The sequence below is a fragment of the Mesorhizobium sophorae genome, from assembly GCF_002270415.1.
Lineage (GTDB): Bacteria > Pseudomonadota > Alphaproteobacteria > Rhizobiales > Rhizobiaceae > Mesorhizobium > Mesorhizobium sophorae.
In genome coordinates this window covers 912,814-931,959 of the sequence record NZ_NNRI01000007.1, presented here as the reverse complement: position 1 = coordinate 931,959, position 19,146 = coordinate 912,814, and the positions used below count along the sequence as shown (strand labels likewise).

General features: G+C 59.7%; 18 protein-coding genes and 1 pseudogene. 7 read left to right on the top strand and 12 right to left on the bottom strand.

The window, feature by feature from the left end:
- Positions 1–481: 481 nt before the first annotated feature.
- Together CGZ66_RS40335 and CGZ66_RS40330 are read right to left on the bottom strand one after the other, a co-directional pair.
- Positions 482–997 carry a hypothetical protein gene (locus CGZ66_RS40335; protein ID WP_206073690.1) on the bottom strand — a complete coding sequence of 172 codons (516 nt, stop codon included), beginning with the start codon at positions 995–997 and terminating at the stop codon, positions 482–484.
- Between the two features lie 8 nt (positions 998–1,005).
- The gene (locus CGZ66_RS40330) at positions 1,006–1,590 is read right to left on the bottom strand and encodes a hypothetical protein (protein WP_206073689.1); all 585 of its coding nucleotides are present in this window, start codon (positions 1,588–1,590) and stop codon (positions 1,006–1,008) included.
- Between the two features lie 188 nt (positions 1,591–1,778).
- Between CGZ66_RS40330 and CGZ66_RS08905 the strand changes: the two genes are divergently transcribed.
- The 5 genes from CGZ66_RS08905 to CGZ66_RS08885 all read left to right on the top strand — a co-directional run bounded on the left by CGZ66_RS08905 (position 1,779) and on the right by CGZ66_RS08885 (position 9,241).
- The gene (locus CGZ66_RS08905; protein ID WP_095083565.1) at positions 1,779–3,491 is read left to right on the top strand and encodes a site-specific integrase; all 1,713 of its coding nucleotides are present in this window, start codon (positions 1,779–1,781) and stop codon (positions 3,489–3,491) included.
- A 314-nt stretch (positions 3,492–3,805) separates the two neighbouring features.
- Positions 3,806–5,320 carry an anti-phage protein gene (locus tag CGZ66_RS08900; protein ID WP_095083563.1) on the top strand — a complete coding sequence of 505 codons (1,515 nt, stop codon included), beginning with the start codon at positions 3,806–3,808 and terminating at the stop codon, positions 5,318–5,320.
- Positions 5,321–5,337: 17 nt separating this feature from the next.
- Complete coding sequence (locus tag CGZ66_RS08895; RefSeq protein WP_095083561.1) at positions 5,338–5,610, top strand: hypothetical protein; 273 nt, start codon at positions 5,338–5,340, stop codon at positions 5,608–5,610.
- Positions 5,607–6,116: a hypothetical protein gene (locus tag CGZ66_RS08890; protein ID WP_095083559.1), complete on the top strand. Its 510-nt coding sequence runs from the start codon at positions 5,607–5,609 to the stop codon at positions 6,114–6,116. Before CGZ66_RS08895 ends, CGZ66_RS08890 begins: the two co-directional genes overlap by 4 nt.
- A 563-nt stretch (positions 6,117–6,679) precedes the next feature.
- Entirely contained in the window at positions 6,680–9,241 is a 2,562-nt protein-coding gene (locus CGZ66_RS08885) for a class I SAM-dependent DNA methyltransferase (protein ID WP_206073688.1), read from the top strand.
- 201 nt (positions 9,242–9,442) lie between these two features.
- On the opposite strand, the gene CGZ66_RS41325 is transcribed toward CGZ66_RS08885, so the two are convergent.
- The 3 genes from CGZ66_RS41325 to CGZ66_RS08875 all read right to left on the bottom strand — a co-directional run bounded on the left by CGZ66_RS41325 (position 9,443) and on the right by CGZ66_RS08875 (position 10,823).
- Positions 9,443–9,571, bottom strand: coding sequence for a hypothetical protein (locus CGZ66_RS41325; RefSeq protein ID WP_280952791.1), 129 nt, complete (start codon positions 9,569–9,571; stop codon positions 9,443–9,445).
- A 189-nt stretch (positions 9,572–9,760) separates the two neighbouring features.
- Entirely contained in the window at positions 9,761–10,324 is a 564-nt protein-coding gene (locus CGZ66_RS08880; protein ID WP_143748696.1) for a hypothetical protein, read from the bottom strand.
- A 145-nt stretch (positions 10,325–10,469) separates the two neighbouring features.
- Complete coding sequence (locus tag CGZ66_RS08875) at positions 10,470–10,823, bottom strand: DUF2958 domain-containing protein (protein ID WP_095083555.1); 354 nt, start codon at positions 10,821–10,823, stop codon at positions 10,470–10,472.
- A gap of 754 nt (positions 10,824–11,577) precedes the next feature.
- Between CGZ66_RS08875 and CGZ66_RS08870 the strand changes: the two genes are divergently transcribed.
- Positions 11,578–11,835, top strand: coding sequence for a hypothetical protein (locus CGZ66_RS08870; RefSeq protein ID WP_095083553.1), 258 nt, complete (start codon positions 11,578–11,580; stop codon positions 11,833–11,835).
- Between the two features lie 974 nt (positions 11,836–12,809).
- Here CGZ66_RS08870 and CGZ66_RS39815 read toward each other — a convergent pair.
- Positions 12,810–13,058, bottom strand: a complete 249-nt coding sequence (locus CGZ66_RS39815; protein ID WP_095083551.1) for a hypothetical protein — start codon at positions 13,056–13,058, stop codon at positions 12,810–12,812.
- On the opposite strand from CGZ66_RS39815, the gene CGZ66_RS39810 reads away from it, so the two are divergent.
- Complete coding sequence (locus CGZ66_RS39810; protein WP_095083549.1) at positions 13,057–13,545, top strand: hypothetical protein; 489 nt, start codon at positions 13,057–13,059, stop codon at positions 13,543–13,545. The two genes, CGZ66_RS39815 and CGZ66_RS39810, sit on opposite strands and share 2 nt — an antisense overlap.
- Here the strand turns inward: CGZ66_RS39810 and CGZ66_RS41700 are convergent.
- The 6 genes and pseudogenes from CGZ66_RS41700 to CGZ66_RS08835 form a co-directional block, all read right to left on the bottom strand.
- A pseudogene (locus tag CGZ66_RS41700) lies at positions 13,510–13,755 on the bottom strand (relaxase/mobilization nuclease domain-containing protein); the annotation flags it as partial. The gene CGZ66_RS39810 and the pseudogene CGZ66_RS41700 overlap by 36 nt on opposite strands.
- A gap of 140 nt (positions 13,756–13,895) precedes the next feature.
- Positions 13,896–14,249, bottom strand: a complete 354-nt coding sequence (locus tag CGZ66_RS08855) for a MobC family plasmid mobilization relaxosome protein (RefSeq protein WP_095083548.1) — start codon at positions 14,247–14,249, stop codon at positions 13,896–13,898.
- Positions 14,250–14,486: 237 nt separating this feature from the next.
- Complete coding sequence (locus CGZ66_RS08850) at positions 14,487–15,017, bottom strand: hypothetical protein (protein ID WP_095083546.1); 531 nt, start codon at positions 15,015–15,017, stop codon at positions 14,487–14,489.
- A gap of 430 nt (positions 15,018–15,447) precedes the next feature.
- Positions 15,448–16,935 (bottom strand): Rrf2 family transcriptional regulator, encoded by a 1,488-nt coding sequence (locus tag CGZ66_RS08845; RefSeq protein WP_143748694.1) that lies wholly within the window; start codon positions 16,933–16,935, stop codon positions 15,448–15,450.
- Positions 16,936–17,094: 159 nt separating this feature from the next.
- Positions 17,095–17,346: a hypothetical protein gene (locus CGZ66_RS08840; protein WP_095083543.1), complete on the bottom strand. Its 252-nt coding sequence runs from the start codon at positions 17,344–17,346 to the stop codon at positions 17,095–17,097.
- A 276-nt stretch (positions 17,347–17,622) separates the two neighbouring features.
- Positions 17,623–18,996, bottom strand: coding sequence for a hypothetical protein (locus CGZ66_RS08835; RefSeq protein ID WP_143748693.1), 1,374 nt, complete (start codon positions 18,994–18,996; stop codon positions 17,623–17,625).
- Positions 18,997–19,146 lie beyond the last annotated feature (150 nt).

Here is a 19,146-nt window from a genome sequence, read left to right as displayed (position 1 = left end):
CGGCGTGGCAAGTATCAGTGTGCCAGTCGCCGGCCGCCGTACGAGCGGCGACACATTCAAACCGGAGGCTCAAATGTCAGGTGTTCAAGAAGAACCTTCGCCCGCGGCCCCCCAGCACCCTGAGGAAATCAAGTCCGTTTTCGATCTGCGTTTGGGCAAGCATGTTATCTTGCAAGGCAGTGCCAGGATAACGCCGGCAGGCGTGATCAGCGCCGGTATCGCGGTCGCCGTTGTGGCGGTTGCTCTTGGTTATCTTGCCTCGTCAACCAGGCGTCGCAGGCAATAGGCAGAAGCAAGAAGTCGATCGACCTCGCTCCGATGTTGGTACCGGAAGGTCAAGTGATCGACGATGCGTGACCAGGGTTGCCCGGCGTGAATGCCTCTATAAGCCGGGCTCGACGTTCGGGTCCGCAGAAATGGTCAAAAGAGACCGGCCAATCCGAGCCGCAGCCTGACACAGCAGTCCGTTTTCGATGGACAGCTACCCGTTACCGACTACAGAACCATCGAATTCGATCAGAGAGACGGTCTCGCCGTTCACGATTGCGAACCGCTTGGTTGCAGGATCGAAGGCCATGGGCGGCGGTATCGCATCACCATCGAGACCCCACATAATGCTGCCGTCCTGAAGGCCTGACTGCAACTCAGTCCACACGTGGACGATCTTGCCGGTCGAAAGATCGATCAGCTTTGGATGCCGATAGAGCGAAAGAACAAAGTGTTTCCCGAGCGCTAGGATTGTTCCAGCAGGCTCCTCCAGCTGGAATGCCTGAAGGCGGATTCGTTGAACCGCATCGTAGACAGCCAGCCCAGCGCGTGGTTCGTCGTCCTCGGGTTCGGCTTTGGGTTGGGTCGAGGTCGCAACTGCGATGCGGTCATCGTCGAGCCAGCAGGCCGAACTCTCTTCAACCAACCCTGAATTCGGCGACGTGGGAAGATCCTGGCCCTCATCAAGGTGACGCGGATCTACAAGGGCCTGCGCCACGTCGAAGGACACCACGAGACCTAACGATGCCAAACCCAACCGGCGCTAAGCAGCCGCTTTCCATTGGGGCTCAATGCCAAGCGTGAATGGAAAAAATCAGACGGCTTGCGGTCTAGCGATTCCGTGAGCAATCGACCGGTTTCGGCGTCCTCCAGGTCGATGCGGCAATAGTCTCGGGGGCGATGCGCGAGCAGGACGCGGCCGTCGGAGCCACTGAACAGGGCAACGGGATATTCGTACGCGTCCGCATGGTAGAAGCTGCGATCAAGCTCACGAAGAACCCGTCCGTCACAAAGCAGAAGCCCTTTCGTTCCCAGCCTTTCGTAGATCACGGCAAAGCGGCCATCCGGCGATGCCGTCGCGGCGTCGAAACGGTAGCCATACCTTACGGTCGATGGCCGCTCGGTGCCATCGGCTGCGAAGGCACGGCCGCCACCAACCCAATCGATGAGTTCATCGCCGCGCCAACACAGCGACTTTATGCCGGTTGCGGTGAAGCTGGATTGCTTAAAGGGAGCCATGAGGCATTGTACCGGAAATGGCGCGCCCGAAGAGATTCGAACTCCTGACCCCCAGATTCGTAGTCGTGTCATGGCGAAATTCACATCTGATCGGTTGCCGCCCGATGTTTCGAAAATGAGGCGATAATCGTCAAAAAATCAATGTATTAACCTGAATTTGAGATTTGACGTCGCCAAAAACTGAACCCGGCAATGCTATTCCCGAAGAAGATTTACTTGGTCTGGCACTTGGTCTAGAGCCTTTTGTATCGAAACAAGGCAGGGGCGACAGCATGCCAACGGAACGCGTTCGCATAGGGGCGAAACACATCAAGGAAGCACGGAAGGCGGCGGAGGCGCGGACGTATGGAACGTCCGGCTCGCTCATCTTCGCCGACACGGGCGAAATCAATTTGAAGCTTCGGGTGCAGGGTGCAACCGCTGCCTGGATTGTGAAATGGAACGGTCAAACGGTGAAGCTTGGAACGGTCGATGATGTTGGCGATGCCGACATGGCCCGCGAGATGACGCGGGAGGTCCTGACGTTGCTGAAAGCCGGAAAAGACGCGAAGGCCTATGTCGCCGCGCGGCTCGCCGGCGAGGGCACGGAAGCCGCCGCCGTGACGGCAACCGCCTCAACGGCGCGGAAAGACGGCAAGTGGACATGGGCCGAAATGGTTCGGCAGTATGCCGATGTCTATCTGTCGAACCCGCGTACCAACTCGCGGGGAGAGACGAAAACCCCCTCTCTGGAGTCGGTCAAGGAAGTGAAGCGGTATCTGCTGAAAATCCCCGAAACGCATCACCTACACAACCGCCTCCTTTCCACGCTGCGCCGTGGCGATCTGGAAAAAGTCCGGAACGCGCTGGCGGAGGCCGGGAAGATGGCCCCTTCCCGGCAGTTCGTCGCCTACGCGAAAGCCGCCCTCTCCTATGCCGAGGAGAACGACTCCGATGCCTCTGGGCTCGATGACGACAATCTCTGGTGGCACAAGCTCAAAAAGCGACAGGAGACGATTCCTCAAGCGAAGACGCGGCACCCGTCCCTGGCGGAAACCGCAACGCTCCTGTACCTAGCGGAAAAGCATCGCGTCATGCCAGAGCGGCGAGTTGAAAGGGAAACCTCCCTGAACGCGGTCTGTTCCCTATGGTGGCTCGCCCTGACAGGGCAACGGGCCAGCGCGGGCCTCAAGCTCTTGAAGAAGAACATTCTGCCGTGGCCCGGCGCGCCGGATCATTTGAAAGACTGGAAGATCGCATTCTTCCCCGCGCATACGATGAAAGGGAAGCGGGCGCATTCCTTGCCGATCCCTCCGCGCGTGGCGCTACTGCTCCAAAGGGCAGCCACCGCAACGGCGAGGGATTCCGAGTACGTCTTCCCCGCAACCAGGCTCCAGGGTGGGAAGGTCGACGCGCACCTGTCGAGGTCAACGCCTCGCCTCCTCATCCAACGGTTGCGCGGACGCCCTGCGGACCTAAAAGCCCACGCGGAGGCGAGAAAGAAAGCCAAAAAAGATGGGATCGAATTTCCCGAAATGCCAGACCTCCTGGGAGACATCGAGGAATTCTCCACCCACGACTTCCGCACCACCTTCGCTACCGAAGGCGGGAACTTGACGGTGCGGGGAGATGCCATATCGGCGGTCCTCGACCATCAAAGCATCCAGACGGGGGACGCGCCACGGTTCGCGGCGCCAATCACGCGGCAGGCATATGATTTCAGCCAAAAGCTGGAACTCAAAGCGATCGCGATGGAAGCGTGGACGACGGCCTTATTCGATGCGGTGGAAAAGGAGTGGGCAAAGCATCGTCCCTTTTCCTTCAAAGCCTTCCGGCAGGTGCTGCCGCTTGACCATGTGTTGGTTCTCGACCATGGCGGCACTGCCTCCAAAAAGTCCAGCACTCATACCCCGCTCTGGTATCAGGAAATGGAATCGAAAGAGGCCATCGAAAAATCGAAACCGCGCGCCCAGCTGTCCGAACTCCGGAAATCGAGCGACGAATAAAGGCCTCGAAGTTATAGCGCGTTGTATTGGCCGCGCTTTCCGTCGCAGCGGCCTGCAGGTTCAATCTGGTCGCTGGCGACCCGGCAAGCGATCTCGGGGTCGTAGCGGGATTCCTCTGGGAAAGGCTTGCCAAGCGCGGACATCCTGAGGAATGAAGCGACAATTAACCCCGCCCGGTATGCGTTTTATTATCATTTTTCTGTCCCATCTCCATCAAAACATGATTACCGGGTATTCCCTGAGATTAACGGCATATGATGTCTTGACTGCACCCCCCGGCTGTAATTATCACGTCAATAAAAAAGGGGGGCCCGATGACTGACGTTTCCTTTCAAGACTTTTATAAGCGCTTGGGGCTTTCGGAATACCCGTTCCGGCTTCTGAATGCCGAAAATGAAGGTGACAAAGGTTCTGACCTGTTTATCTCGACATCCAAGTACGGCCCAATCATGGAGGGGTTTGTTAGCGGCGGTACGTTGATCATCACTGGTGATCGCGGGTCTGGAAAGACAGCAATCATCCTTGATTTCATACGGAAAGCGAAAACAGACGGCCGACTAGTCAAGAAACTGATTGTAAATATAAGTGATTTTTCTGGGCTGCCGACCGCCTATCAGGCTACCGATCTCTACCGCTTTACAATTCAAGCAGTCGCTAAGGAATTGTTCGAGAAGATTGCTGCGCAAGCGGTTCAAGTGTCCCGCTTGTCCCAAGAGGACAAGGTAAGCCTCACATACTTCCTGCATCACTTCGTACCAACGCATACGAAGGCAGAATTGAAGCGGAAGATAGAGGCCATACAGATAGGCCGACTAAAGCGAACGCTTACGTGGTGCTATCGAATTATTCGTTTTCCTGCAAATGTTGGTCTTAACGCAGCCACCCATTTCTTGGGAGATGCTCTAGGTAAAGCTCTCGGCACCACCGTGCCGATGGAGTCGACCTTTCGGGAGTACCTTCCGGACGTAGAGCTTACAGCGAAGTCTGACTTCAACGAGGCGGAGGCAACATATGCCAAGTTGAACGAACTACTCAGCCTTTGCAGAGGGTTGGGCTTCCAGGCCGTCGTATTTATCATGGACAAGATCGATGAAGATCCCCGCTTCCATAGTGCTGCTGAAGACGTTGCGGCATTCGTAATGCCGATGGTTGCCGATACCAAGTTTCTATTGAATCAGGAGATGCAGGTCATCATTTCCCTTTGGATCGCGCCTTTCAATATGGTCAAAGATAAAATCCGGACTCAGAAGGTTCACTGCGCGCCTCTTGATTGGAGCGCGCGCGACTTGGAGGCAGCGCTTAATCGTCGTGCGGAAGTTTTTTCACAAGGGAACGTGAAAGATTTCAGGAGTCTATTTAGTGAGGACGTTACTAGCGATACGCTTGCCTACATGTTTAACCTTGCGAACAAGAACCCCCGCGACCTTTGGCATGTCCTAGATTATATAATGAAGGCTCAATATTCGATGGACAATGCATCAAGCCATATTTCGTATGAGGCCATGATGACTGGTTTCAACGAGTTTGTTCAAAATTTTAATTACTACGAGAACTACCCGCGTCGGTCCAATGCAAAAGCGTCATCTATGGATGTTTATGGTTACATAAAGCACTTACTTAAACTTGGCTCGGGTAATTTCACGCGAAACCAGCTTAACGATGCAGCGGGCACAGGTAGCTCTACATTGAACTACTGCGTTGGCATGGAAAACCTCGGCCTAATTGAGAAAGATGGTTCAACGGGCGGCAATATCAACTACAGAATTAGGGACCCGAAAGTTGTCCACGCTAGGAACCACTCACTTGAGATCATCAAGAGCAACTTGTGAAAGCGATGGGAGGTGGGATGGACAATCGATTTCGCGAGCTAGCGGGCAGGGTGCGCTCCGGTTTACGAGCTGCTGCGCTTGATCGGCCGTACGAGACAAAATGGTCCATCGCGGGGGCAACATTGGGCATCCTGTTTGGGCTTGTTTTCGGCGGTGTAGGTGTCGCTGCTTTCGGTCAGGCGATAGGGCTGCCTGGGCTCATTGTGTTCCCGCTCCTGTTCGGTTTCCTTGGAAACCGCTACGGAATCGGCAAAGATCGAAAGGCCCTGCTAATTGAGAGGCAAGAATGATCCTAGGCCTTTTCAAGAAGAAACCGCCAAACCGAAAGACGACTCCCTTCCACCTTTCGGACGCGGATGCGGAAATGGTTCGGGTCGCAAAGGCCGCCGTGGATGCCTACGACGAATATCTCGAACGTAATCCCATAGGATTCGAAATCCGGGATGTCGCGATGCTACCCGGCCCGAAGAATGCATTGGTCAACGCCTTCCGGATCGAATTGATGTTCGAACATGATGAGCGGGTCAGGGAGTTTCTCTCCGAGATCGGAATGAAACTAGCGCTTTTTAGAGAGGGCATTGGCGAGAAGGAAATATCTCCAACTGGCCTGCCGATCGACCAGCTTGACCCCCGCAATCTTCCCGAAGATAAGCTGGTGGATGGGATATTGGCGGCGGAAAGCCACCCGGATCGTTCCCGTCATGCGGAACTGATGCCTGCTGTCCGTGCTGAGTGGCATGAACTGGCGGGGCTATTCGACAAGTCGATCACCATCGCGAAAGCGATGACCGCTTAAGCCGACATGTAATCTTTGAAGCGAACAGAAGCATGCCAGACCTGGAGACCCTATAGCTGGGGATTGGGCGATATAGCCGGGGATTGGGCGATCGGAGCGGGATAGCACACGGCATCCCCATGGCGGAGCGAGCCATCCCTTGTTACGCCGGAAGTTTTCGTATGCTATTCGGGCAGGGCCGCGAGGCACTCCGCACTCGCCGCAGCTTGCCCTGCTGTCCTGTGGTCACGGTCGAGGGCTGGGGGATAGATCGCAGTGACGCCGAGAGAATTCATCACGAAGTGGCAGAACTCCCCGATCAAGGAGCGAGCCGGCGCGCAGGCGCACTTCCTGGATCTGTGCAAGCTGCTGAATGAGCCGCGCCGGCCGACGTCGACCCCACAGGGAAGGATTACGGCTTTGAGGTAGGCGCCTCGAAGACGACAGGCGGCAATGGATTCGCCGACGTTTTCAAGCGCGGGCATTTCGGTTGGGAATATAAGGGAACAAAGGCGAATCTCGATACGGCATTCGCCCAACTCCAGCGCTACGCCGTCGCGCTCGACAACCCGCCGCTCTTGATCGTGTCTGACATCGGCACGATGATCAGGATTCACACCAACTGGACCAACAGCGTTTCCAAAGTCTACGAGATCGCCATCGCCGATCTTGAGGACGCAGAGAAGCGCGGCTGGCTAAAGGCGGCCTTTTCCGATCCGGACGTGCTGCGGCCGACAAAGACTCGGCAGGAACTCACTGAGGAAGTCGCCGGAGACTTTGCCCACTTGGCGCGATCACTCCGCGAGCGCGGCAATGTTCCGGAACAGGTGGCGCATTTCATCAACCGCCTCGTCTTCTGCATGTTCGCCGAGGACGTGAAACTCCTCCCGGACGCGATCTTTACCCGCATGTTGGACCGAGCGCTGGAAGACCCTGCCGAGTTCCAATCCTTTGCACGCGACCTGTTCATCGCCATGAAGGCCGGCGGTCGGATAGGTTTCGAAAAGGTCGCGTGGTTCAACGGCGGTTTGTTCGACGACGATCTTGCCTTCGATCTTACCAAGGAGGAAATCAAGATCGTCCACCATGCGGCGTCGCGTTATTGGGGCGACATTGATCCGTCCATCCTAGGCACCTTGTTCGAGCGCGGCCTTGACCCGGACAAACGCAGCCAGCTTGGCGCGCACTATACCGACCGCGACAAGATCTTGATGATCATCAATCCTGTGATCGTTGAGCCCCTGACAGCCGAGTGGGAGGTCGCCAAGGCGGAAATCGCCGCGCTGATGGAGAAGGCGGCGACGTCCAAAGGAGCGACAGGTACACGAGCTAGGAATCAGGCGCAGGGAATCCTTGACCGCTTCCTGAAACGCCTCGCCGACTACCGAGTTCTCGACCCGGCCTGCGGTTCCGGCAATTTCCTCTATCTCGCCTTGAGAGCTCTGAAGGATCTGGAACACCGGGCGCAGGTAGAGGCCGAGGCGTTGGGCTTGCCCAGAGGATTCCCGCAGATCGGCCCGGAGGTCGTAAAGGGCATCGAACTGAATCCTTATGCCGCTGAGTTGGCGCGGGTTTCGGTCTGGATTGGCGAAATTCAGTGGATGCTGAAGAACGGTTTCGCGGCCAGCCAGAACCCAATCCTGAAGCCTCTCGACAATATTGAATGCCGTGACGCCTTGATGACATGGGTTCCGAACGACAACGGCGGCGGCGAATGGATCGAGGCCAGATGGCCTGAGGCCGATGCCGTCGTCGGCAACCCTCCGTTTCTCGGCGGCAAGCTGATCCGATCCGAGCTGGGTGGCGATGTAGTTGATCGGCTGTTCAACCTGTATAGGGGACGGGTTCCAGCCGAGGCCGACCTTGTCGTCTATTGGGTTGAGAAGGCGGCGTCCGCCATTCGCGACGGGAAAACGACGCGTGCCGGGCTCGTTACCACCAATTCCATACGCGGTGGCGCTAATCGCCGAGTGCTGGACGACATCACGGATGACATGTCCATCGCCGCCGCATGGGCAGACGAGCCATGGACGATTGAAGGAGCAGCCGTTCGCGTCTCCATGTTGGCGTTCGGCAGGTTGAGAGAGGGCGAGATCCCCCACCTGGACGGAAAGCCAGTCTCACGGATCAACGCCGATTTGACGGCGACGGACTTCGACCTAACGAAGGCGGCGCGGCTTACTGAGAACACCAATGTCGCGTTCATGGGAGATACGAAGGGCGGGGCGTTCGACGTCCCCGGAGACCTTGCCCGCCACTGGCTGCGGCTGCCGTTGAATCCTAACGGCAGGGCTAACAGCGACGTTCTAAAACCATGGATCAATGGTCTCGACGTCACCCGGCGACCCCGAGACATGTGGATTGTCGACTTCGGTTGGGAGATGCCAGAGGCGGACGCCTCGCTTTTCGAGAAGCCGTTCGCCCATGTCCTCGACAACGTGAAGCCCATACGCGCCAGCAACAATCGCGAACTCTATCGGCGATTTTGGTGGAGGCACGTCGAAGCCCGACAGGGAATGTGGGAAGCGTTGACAGGGTGTACGCGGTTCATCGTTACACCCCGGGTGTCACGGCATCGGGTGTTCGCGTGGAGAGAACTTCCCACTGTTGCCGACAGTGCAACAATTGCCATCGCGCGGGACGACGACACGATCTTTGGGATCCTTCATTCGCGCTTCCATGAGCTATGGGCGCTCGGCATGGGAACTTGGCTCGGTGTTGGGAACGATCCCCGTTACACGCCGACTACGACCTTTGAAACATTTCCTTTTCCTGAAGGACTTACGCCGGATGTCTCTGCGGCCGCCTATGCCGATGATCCGAGAGCTATTGCCATCGCCAATGCCGCGCGTCGGCTCAATGAACTTCGCGAGAATTGGCTGAACCCTTCGGATCTTGTTCGACGAGAGCCCGAGGTCGTGCCCGGTTTCCCGGATCGAACCCTTCCGGTGAGCGAGGAAGCCGCGCAGGTTTTGAGGAAGCGGACGCTGACCAATCTCTACAACGAGCGCCCTGCCTGGCTGGACCATGCCCATCGCGTCTTGGACGAGGCCGTGGCCGCAGCTTATGGCTGGCCCGCTAACTTTCCAGACGAGGAAGTCCTCTCCCACCTCTTCACCCTCAACCAAGAGCGAGCAGCGAAGTAGAGCTAGGTCTTGGGCGTACCGGGAATGGAAGGCCGCCCTGGGATGGCGTGAATATATCGCTTGGCGGTGGGCCGGCGGCGACCGCTCCTTCTTGGAGTTGCGTCGGCTGTCTTGATAGATGACTCCACTGGCTTCTATCAGCGTGACCGTGGCAGCTACTCAGGTAGAGGGGCGGCTGTCCGGCCGCCCCCCTGTCGTTGGCTAGGCGTCAACCAGGAAACAGAACGCCTTGAGGCCATAGGCTGCGGCGAAAATCCGGCGACCGCGTACGGTAATGTACGGGCGACAGATCCACACCTTGCCGGGTGGCGGTTCGGGCAGATCGCTCATAGGCAATCCTCCTTCAACGAGGTTGCGAGCGCTGTTTTCTCTTGTCCTCTTGGCTCCCGTGTGATTCTATCCCGATGCGAGGCGAGACAGGGGAGCTTCGGGAGGGTCGCTACAGAAGCGCTCTTACCGTTGCGACTTTGTTTCCAAAAAAGAAGGCCGTATGGATTGCAGTCCATGCGGCCTTTGCTTCTAAAACGGTATCTCGTCGTCTAGTTCCCTCGCTTCCTTGGGCTTCGATTTTGCTTTGTACGGCCATTCAGGCGGCTGGACGCGAGCCGCGCTCAAAGCCTTCTGCATTGCTTCGCCAGCGGCCCAATAATCCTCGGACTTCTTCTCCTTCCAGCGCGTCATGTATTCCTCAATCTTCGGCCATAGAATTTCTACGTACGGCCTCCGTATTCTTGTGCCTTTCTCATCATGATAGAAGAACATCCAGTGAGTTAGGGTGAACGATCTGAGCTCATCCTCTTCGAAATTCGTCGGATACTCTGCTACGGCCAAGAGCTTTAGTTGCCTGACTCCGTCATCTGGGTCCCAATAGTCAACCCAAGTTGTCCTGCTCGTCTCAGCTCCGAAGTCGTTCGTCTCCACCGTGATCGCTGTGTTTCCCGCCACATCCCTTATGGCGCGCTCCACGACCACCGTGATGTTCTGGCCTTTGATCTTCGACAGCAGCTCAAGGATGAATCTCGTTTTCGGATCCAGCCGCAGCGAAAGTGTCTCTGTTTTTGCCCGCCGAGGTTCCTTGGTCATGGTGCCTTCGCCCGAATCGCCCTGTAGCGACATTTACGAACGATCCTATCGATTGGCCACTTGGTGTCAACATTTAGCAATACGAATTTCGCTTTGTTCCTGGATTGCCCTGCCAGGTGGAACGGTAGGACGTCCGCTGCGCGTTTCACCCCGGCGCGGAAGGTATCCGGCCTGTGAACCGGACCTCCGGAGCTATCGTTCCGATCGTCCGGGTGGCCCGGAAGGCGGTGTCGACGTCGAGCAGCCTCCCAGCCTTCGAGCGGTGATAACAGAGCTCGGGGATAGAGACCCAGCCCAACTGAGGCACACTGCCATCAGCAGGGATGAAAGCGCCGAAAGCCAAGCTCTCGTTTTCCGGCGACCGTTCCGAGAGCAGCCACTCTGCCCCGGTGTCGAGCGATATGACGCGAACGACAGGAAGGTGATCAAGGGAGCGCCCGCGCTGGGCCGAAGCCCTGCCATTTTCGAGAAGCTGTTTCATCAAGTGCGTCGGTATCATCTGGGTCTCCCGGCCGCCCTATGCGGCTGTGCGGGAGAAAGAGATCAGAAGGGCGGATGGGCCCTGGCTCTCTGAAAGAGACGCTGGCGCTTGGCTATGGGCTTATCAACCTTGCTGATCGACAACCGCAAAACAGCCGCTGGCGCCGCCAGGAACTCGCCGGAATGCCTACATCGCGAGATAAGCTTTCATCGAGGACGGTGAAGGCGGCGCAGCCCCGACAGCAACTTCCCAGGCCGCAATCCCGATGCCGACAATCGGCAAGGCTGGGCCGCTCTGCCGGAAGGCGTTGGCAAGGTGACAGGTAAGCTCAGCAGCATGCCGGCTCGCTTGGTCGCGTGGTGTCGATTGGGCGTCTCGCGGCCCCATTTCCGGTTTACCTGCGCTGACTATCAGTGCCTCGCCGCGTCCTAGATCATTCCTTCCGCAGCAAAGAATGGGGCGGGCACGGCGGAGCGAGCCTTGGCCCGTTGCCCCATGGAGACGGGCCTGCCAGGACGGAACGAGAAGATGACGGCTCCATGGGCATGTCCCTTAGTGGGCTTGAGTGAAATATTTTTCTAACCCTTGAATCCTTTGCTCTAAACGACTCAACCTCCAGGAGAAGAATTCACGCACTCCGCGAATCCTCTGGGGTAAGGATTCGAAGTCGAATGTTCGCCAAACGGCTGAAAAACTTTTCTACATCAACGAGTTGATTTCTCGCTTACTTTCCCGTTCCCTCTCTTCGCTTACAACCGACAGGAGAAATTTGATGAGCGCACGAGTAAAGATCAGGAAACAACGCTGGCGGCGCGAACGGGCCGTGAGCGGCTACACGGCAGGCCGGATGCGAGACCGTGAAACAAGCTCGCTGCTCGATCTCGTCGCGACCCCGCTTGCCGCCGGAGGCGTCGAATGGGACGTAGTGGCCGCCGATGTACTGCGACACGGCTGGGCACCGACGCTGCGCAGCGCCAAGAGCGCCGCCGAAGCAGCAGCAGCCACCATCCTTAAGGCGTCCTGCCACTAGGGCCGTCGTCGTCATCGCCGGGCGGGGGTGGAGAATCGCCCCCGCCCCCGTCCGGTTTGCGGGCCTCCGTCCAATCGAGTGCCGCTCGCAACATGGCAGTCTCGGTCTGCTCGTCGGTCGCGTCCGGCCTGGCGCACCAAGCCAGCGCCGACCAGTCCCGCCGTTTCACCACCTCATCGAACCATTCGTGCGCTTCGGGTGGCAACCGCCTCCGCAGGACGGCGGCGGCTTCGTCGCGCGCTGCCGGACTTGGCCGCCGAAGGTCGGCGACAAGTCTACGGTATGACGGTTTCGACCGATAGCGGCCGTGCCGGCGCGGTCGCGACCCCGGTGCAGGCCGCAGATGGCCATAGCCTCCTTCGCCCCGCTCGCGCTGCCGCTGCTGCGGCGACACGTCCTCCCGTTCTCGGAGAGGCGAGCCTTGCGTCGGCGCTAGCCGGGAAGCCGGGACAGCAAGGAATGGGGCACGGCCGAAGAGCGCCAGCACAAGGGCCAGAAGGCGCAGGAACACGGATGATGCCGGATCGCCCCGGCGCTTTCTTTGCTGTCGCTGGTATCTCAAGCGGTCGCGGCACGTCCGGCCTTTGCCGTCCCTGGTCTCGTTTTTGCGGTTCATTGCTTCCTCCCCTAGAGTTTTGGCCGATATGTCGGAACCGCAGCTTCTGCCTCCTGGTCGCGGCGGGGTTTCCCGGTCGACGCCGTTCGCCGCGCATTTCCGACATGGGCTCGGGCGGCCCGTAGACGGGCAACCAACTCCTCGCGCGGATCGGCCGGACGAATGAGGCGAGCGAGCAGCGCGGCCGCCCTACGGCCCATTTCCTCCGCCATTCTGCGAATGTCATCCAGATCGACACTAGCAAGCCGGCGCACCGCGAGGAGATCTCGGGCACGGGGCCGCCTTGATCTCCGCCGAAGGCGTCCTGCCGCTGTCCGAACGGCGGGAGCCCGCGCCGCATGGGCAAGCATAAGCGCTGCTAGCGCTGTCCTTGCCCGAGTGCGTCCACGCGCGAGGACAGCGCCTCGATCACCTGTAGGATCGACTGCTGCGTCGTCAAGATCGTGGTGAGGAGGTCCGTCACCTCCTGCAATGGTCCGCCCTGGCCCTCGGCCGCCGGGTCCAGCAGGGCGAGCAGCGGGGTCAATGCCTCCGCCGCCTCGCGGCCCTGCCGGGCCTCGTCGTGGACCATTTTCAGGGCCCGCATCGCGGCTGGCGGTTTTGTCATGGGATTCCTCCTGATGCTGCATTCTCGCCGCAACGGTGCGGCGCTTCTCTCCAGCGAGACGGTCAAGCGCGCCGAGCGTCACGTTGTCCGCCCCTGTGACGATCCACACGCCGGGTTTTTCCCCCGAAGCGACACCGAGTCCTTCCTCGGCCAACGCCTGCCGCAGCGCCGCCGGGCCATCGCTGGATGCCCAGGCCTTCCGGACGGCCTCGCGCACGCCCGGAAGGGACAAGCTCGCCCGCTCGGCCCGCGCGCGGGTACGAGAAGACATGGCGGAAGCGGGCGGCTCAGGCGGCTGCTCGCCCCGGACGCGCGCTGCTACATCGGCGCGGCCGGTGCGCTCCAATTCGGCAACGACAGCGACAGTTCGGCGGCTCGGCGTCACGCCGTGCCCGAAGTCAGATTCAAGGGACCGCGCTGCGGCTTCGAGGCGGACATAGGAACGGCCGTCGTCAAGCGCGCGGCCGTCCGGGCCGACGTGCGATAGTACGATATGGTAGTGCGTATCAACGTCGCTGCCATGCCGGGGCTTCTCCGAGTGCTCCCATACGACATGGGCATGGTCCTCCGCGCCCATCGCTGCGAGGACGCGCGCAACGGCTTCGTCACGCTGTTCTGGCGACAGCGGAACCGACGGCGATAGGGACAGGTGATGGAAGGCGACTTTGGCCCGGCTGCCGTCCCTGAGCCCCTGCATGTAGGCAAGCGCCTCGGCCTCAACAGCGACGGGCGCTGCTAGAGTGACAACACGCGACCGCTGCCCGTCCTGCCGGGACAGGTGCGCCAGCAGGTAGCGGGCATCGCGCTGCGTCCGTCCGTGCCGTGTCGTCGTGAGGATCATCGTGGCCGCTCCAGCCGGACGGAAAGGACGGCGGTGGTCAGTTGGGCAAGCTCCTGGCGGACGGCTGCCAGCGCCTCGGCCGGGACACGGCCGCCGACATGGGCATGTCGGGCAAGCTGATTGATGTTGTTGCCGATCCGGCCGAGGTCGCCCAGCGCCGCCCCGATGGCCTTTGCCGCACCGTCCGGCTTGCGGCGCACGGCGCCGGCTCGGCCGACTGCGGCCATGACGGCGCGACGGGCATAGCTGCTCGGCCCAACCCCGGCGGCGTCGGCGGATGCGTCCAGCGCAGCCCGCTCTTCAAGAGAGAGGCGGAACGTCGTGACGATCGTTTGACGCTGCTCCGGCATTCATCGATCTCCTGCGGCCGTCAGGCCGGGTGGGTTCCACAGGGAGGGCTTCGCCTCTCCCTTGGCCAGTGGCGGTGTTACCGCCCATTGCTGGCTACCTCCGATGGTGACGCCATCTCATGCATGAATCAAAATCTGAAATCCGCCGGCAGCCCGGTTCGAATGATGAAGCGGCGCAAAAACGAAAGGCGGGCGGCCTTGGGGGCCGCCCGCCTTTTCAGGTGTTATGGCTACCGCTTACGCGTGCCAGTCGATGAGTGTGTTCGCCCTTTGGAGCACGCCACGCTTCGCGGACCATTCATCCGGGTATTCCTCACGGAATACGTAGCTCCCCAATTTCGCGATGCCCTCGACGCAGCCATCGCTGACCGTGACGAAGCACGTGACGGCGATGCCCTTGCCCTTAACCACGGCTTGCAGAGCCGTGGGCAACCAGATTGACTGAGGCATGCCCAGCCCAGCCGGCGGCACCCCGCTCGGCTCGTGTTCAACCTGGTCGACCTCAGTCTCGGCCAGCGGGGTGTCGGTCCGCAGATATCCAAGCCGCTTGAGAGCCGCCGTACCCCCACGCTTGGCACTGGCGAGAGTGAGGTAGAACTTCTCCTCCCCCTCCAGCGGCCAAGCCACCTGCTGCGTGCGGTAGTCGTACACAGCCGCCTCGAACACGTCACCATGCGGCGCGACCAGCGCCTCGGCAGTGTCAGGGATCAGCTGAACCCAAGCATCGGGAGCCTGCGGCGCCCATTTGGGAGATTTATTATCGGACATGTGATGTCTCCTTTCGTCCGGTTAGCCCGTATTCGCTTGAACGGGTCTATTCCGAGGCCGATAGGGGAGACATGTCCCGTGAGGAGGCCGGACGTCCCGAAGGAGCCGCAGCATGTTGCAGTCGTATTCATGAGCGCCCTCCTTCCTAGTCGCGTGCCGTTTGGTTGCCGCGATTGGACGCGGCGGTGAAGTCGCGCTCCCTATACAGACCAGAGCTTTCCGAACTCTGGAGGAAATCCTTAAAAGTCTAGGAACAAGCCTAAATCGAACGCCGCATGTCGGCGAAAGGGGGCTGCGCTCGGCACTGCCCGTCGAGCCATGCCTTCGGGGGTAGTAATTCTATTTCAGACGGGTCGCTTCGCTCGTTCTGGTAGGGCTACGCCACCATATACCGTGACGAACCGGAAAGATGCTGTTTTCATTGAGGTTTTCAGCGACTCCCGGCCTTGCGGGCTTCTGCCATGGCTTTTGAGACATGTGACGGCGACACGGCGAACCTTTCGGCAAGGTCCGCGACCGTCGCGCCTTCGCTTGCCTGGACGTAGATCGCCTGGCGACCAAGCGCGATCCGGGCGGCGCGGCCCTCGCTTCGGCTTGCCGCTCCTTTGAGCCGACGGGACTTGGCCTGCCGCTCCGCCGCAAGCTCGCGGGCGCGGTCGGTATCAACGAGCATACGCAGGCCCGCTTCGTGCATCTCGCCGGGAGTGATCTCCAACCACTCCATGACGGTCGCTGCCCGCATGCGGTAGCGTGGATCAATTTCCTTGCCGTTCCATTCGATCTTAACCCCGGCTGCCGCCATCCGCGCGCGGCCAAGGGCAGCAGACATGCGGCTGCGGGTCTGGGTCTCCTGCCAGCCGGCAGCCTCATGCGCCAGTGCCGCAAGCTCTCGCTCCAGCACCTGCTGGGGACAAAGCCATGCCATGGCCGTCGCTGCGCAGAAAAGCCATTTGTCGCGCTCGCCGGCGCGGATCGCTCCTTCCGGATAGCGAAGGGCACGCAGGCGCTGCAGGTCCGACAGCATCGTCTCAGCCCACGTGGCAACTGTCAGCAACCGAGCCGACACGCCCGGGCAACGGCCTTGGGCTTTCCTGATCGCCCGCTCGGCCGACAGACTGAAAAGCTTGGCTCGAGTATGCGGCAGCACCTCGTCGGCGAGGTCTGAAAACACATGTCGGAACGGCTCGGCGACGTCGCCGTTGCACCAGATCATCCGGACTTCCGCGTCGATCGGATCCGCGCGGGAGTTCATCGATCCGGACACGCGGAAGACACGCGCAGCATCCAATGCCGCCTTATCAGCGGCGAAAGGGGTCAGAAGCTCGGCAAGGCACTTTTGCACTGCTTGCCAGCGTGGCAGAGCGGCGCGGGGCAGCAGCTCGTGCAGCCAGACCAAGCACAGGCCGCGCCCCGTCCGCATCACATAAGAGGGGGCGGGGATTCCCGCTTCGCCCAGGGCCTCCAAGGCCGCCTCAGCGACGACGCGCGGGTCTTTACCCGCGTGGGTCTTTCGCTTCTGATAATCCAGATCCTGATACAGGGCGCCTAACGTGGAAAGCTGCGCGATCCGCCGCCAGCCCCGGAAAGAATTCTGGGACACGTAAAGGTCCGTTGCTTCGCCCCGACTGACCAAGTCCCTGGCGATGAAGGGGGCTTCCGAGATGTCCGTCGACCATTCCTTCCACGGTCGTTCGTAGTCCGCGACGCGCTGCCCGAAAGAGACCGTGCCGGTCCGGCGGCCGCCGTCCAGGCGGCTGTTCATCGGATGCAATGCTCGGACGTGCCAGAGCGCATCGAAGGCTTCGTAGCGACCGCCGGAACCAAAGGCCTTCGGCGGCGCTGATATATCAAATTGTTGACACTCTGGCTTGGATGTCGGCGATGTCAGGGCTGGCGTGTATGCCAGCCGCGCGCTCACCTGGAGCGGGCCTGTCGACTATTGACACTGGCGAGGAGTGAACTCAACATCGAACCATTCTCGTGAAACCCCGCCGAGGCTGCCAGGCCTATGACGCGGGGTTTTTCATTGCGCTGACATTGATGGTCATAGCCGGCGGCGCACAGGTCAAGCCCTGTCTCAGTGGACCCGGGAATTTCCAATCTCGATATATCGGCCCAGCGCGCGAAGGTAAGCGACGATCTCCGGGAGCAAAGGATCGCGGTCCCCATAGACGCGTTTGATTCGAGCGAGTTGCGGACGAGCGACCTTGTATTCGGCTTCGGATAAATCAGCGTCGCCGATGACGTACCCCTCATGTCCGATCGCACAGATGTCACACCCCGCGTCGATGACGTCCTGCACAAAGGCGGGAATTTCCTCGACCTTCATAGTTCCAATCCTCTTTCCCGGATGCTGACATATGCAACCGTCAGTGGATGCGTAATTTGAAATTCACCCAATTTCAACCGCCGACACCGTGACGGGCTGCGCCCCACCCCCATGGAATTAAAGGGGCCTCCAAGGTCAGAGAAATGGCCTTGCCGGACACGACAATCGAGGGAAAAGAAGTGGCTTCCAGGAGGGAGAATGGGAAGGTCTGAATCGGGTGGAACTTCGCCGTTGGCGGCTGCCGGATGACCGTGAACCAATCTCTTTAATCGACCGCTACTTGGTCGAACGGATTTTCGCCGCGAGCGCCTGAAGGTCGACGGATTTTCCGAGCGCCTGTCCTATGGACAGCAGTTCGAAATAGAGCCCGTCCATCGTATCCGCGTGAATTTTCTGTTTGAGTTCGGCAATGTGTTCGTAAAATTCATCCTCCTTTCCGCGCATCTTTACCCCGTCCAGATGGACCCCTCCGGCGTAGTTCGCAAAATACTTGATAATGTCCCGGCGCTTGAATGCTGTCCCCCGCCTGACCGCGCCCGGCGCGTCGAGATAGTCATTGAGCCGGAAAGACTTCTCGGTAAGATGGACCAACCCGCTGTCACCTGGTCCGTTGCGCGCATCCCGTGAAACGCTAAATACCTCTACCGCAAAGCCTTCTTCCGCGTCGGCGGGAACGCCCGTATTTGCATTGTCAGCCCGGGCCGCGCCGATCATTGCAAACTGAATCCCGTTGAGGGTTGCGCCGCCCGCAATCAGCGACACTACATGCCGGATAGGCCTTCTGTGCTCAGCAAGTAAAGCTTTGAGGTCCGGCCCGGTAACGGTCGGCTGGTCTGGGAAGCCGTAGTGTCGCCAGGCCGCATGCAACATGTTGTCGACAAGAAGCCGCCGCAAGGCTGCGCTTCCGCGCCGAAGGTCTGAGTCGGAAGGCGGCTCATAGAGCGTGCACCATTCCCTCTGAAACCATTCGATATCCTCCGCCACGGTCGCCCATCGATGCGTAGACGGGGCTGCCTGCTCGTCGTTCTTACGGGGCCTGTTTCGCAGTTGCTCGACGATTTTCTGATCGAGAACGAATGAGAACTGATGTCCGCCGACGAGCCGTGCGACGAGAATGGGCCTGCTCGACGCGGGGTCTTCGCCGAGCATCAGGAATTCCGTCTCGCGGGGCCGGATATCGATGGTCTGGAGACCGTCCGCAGTTACGGTTGATCGCTGATCATGCCATTTACCCGCCGCCGAGGCGGCGCGTTCGAGAATTTCCAGCATCGCGCCACTTTGGTCGAAGGGTATCTCGACTTGCTGTTCGAGACCCGATGCTCCCTTAAGAAGGAGAACCATCTCGCCGGTTTCCGAATTCACTCCGCCGTTCACGGGCGAGATAATCGTCGTCTTCTTAATAGTTTTGGCAGCCCCGTCTCTGTCGCCCTCCTGTAAGGCGGCGTTAAGGTCATCGATCAAGCGGTAAGCTTCAGTTCGCGTGGTCCGCAACCAGATCGCCGGATCGGGAGCGTCCTCAGTGTTTAGCGCTCCTGCCTTAATAGCAATTCTGTGCGGTGAGGAATGCTCCGTGCGCACCTCCACCGGGGGGATCAGATCGATCCAGATGTTTCCCTGATCGTCGCTTTCTGTCATCAGGATCGCGCGCATGGTGGCTCCGTCCATCCGAGGTAAGAGATTCCTCTCTATCACAAATAGACCGCCGGGAGCAGCGACGCATTGCGACTGCCTTGGTGCACCTCATGGCGTCCTGATTCAGCCGCCTTCTTGCCATCCACTGGGATATGTCCACCTCGACCG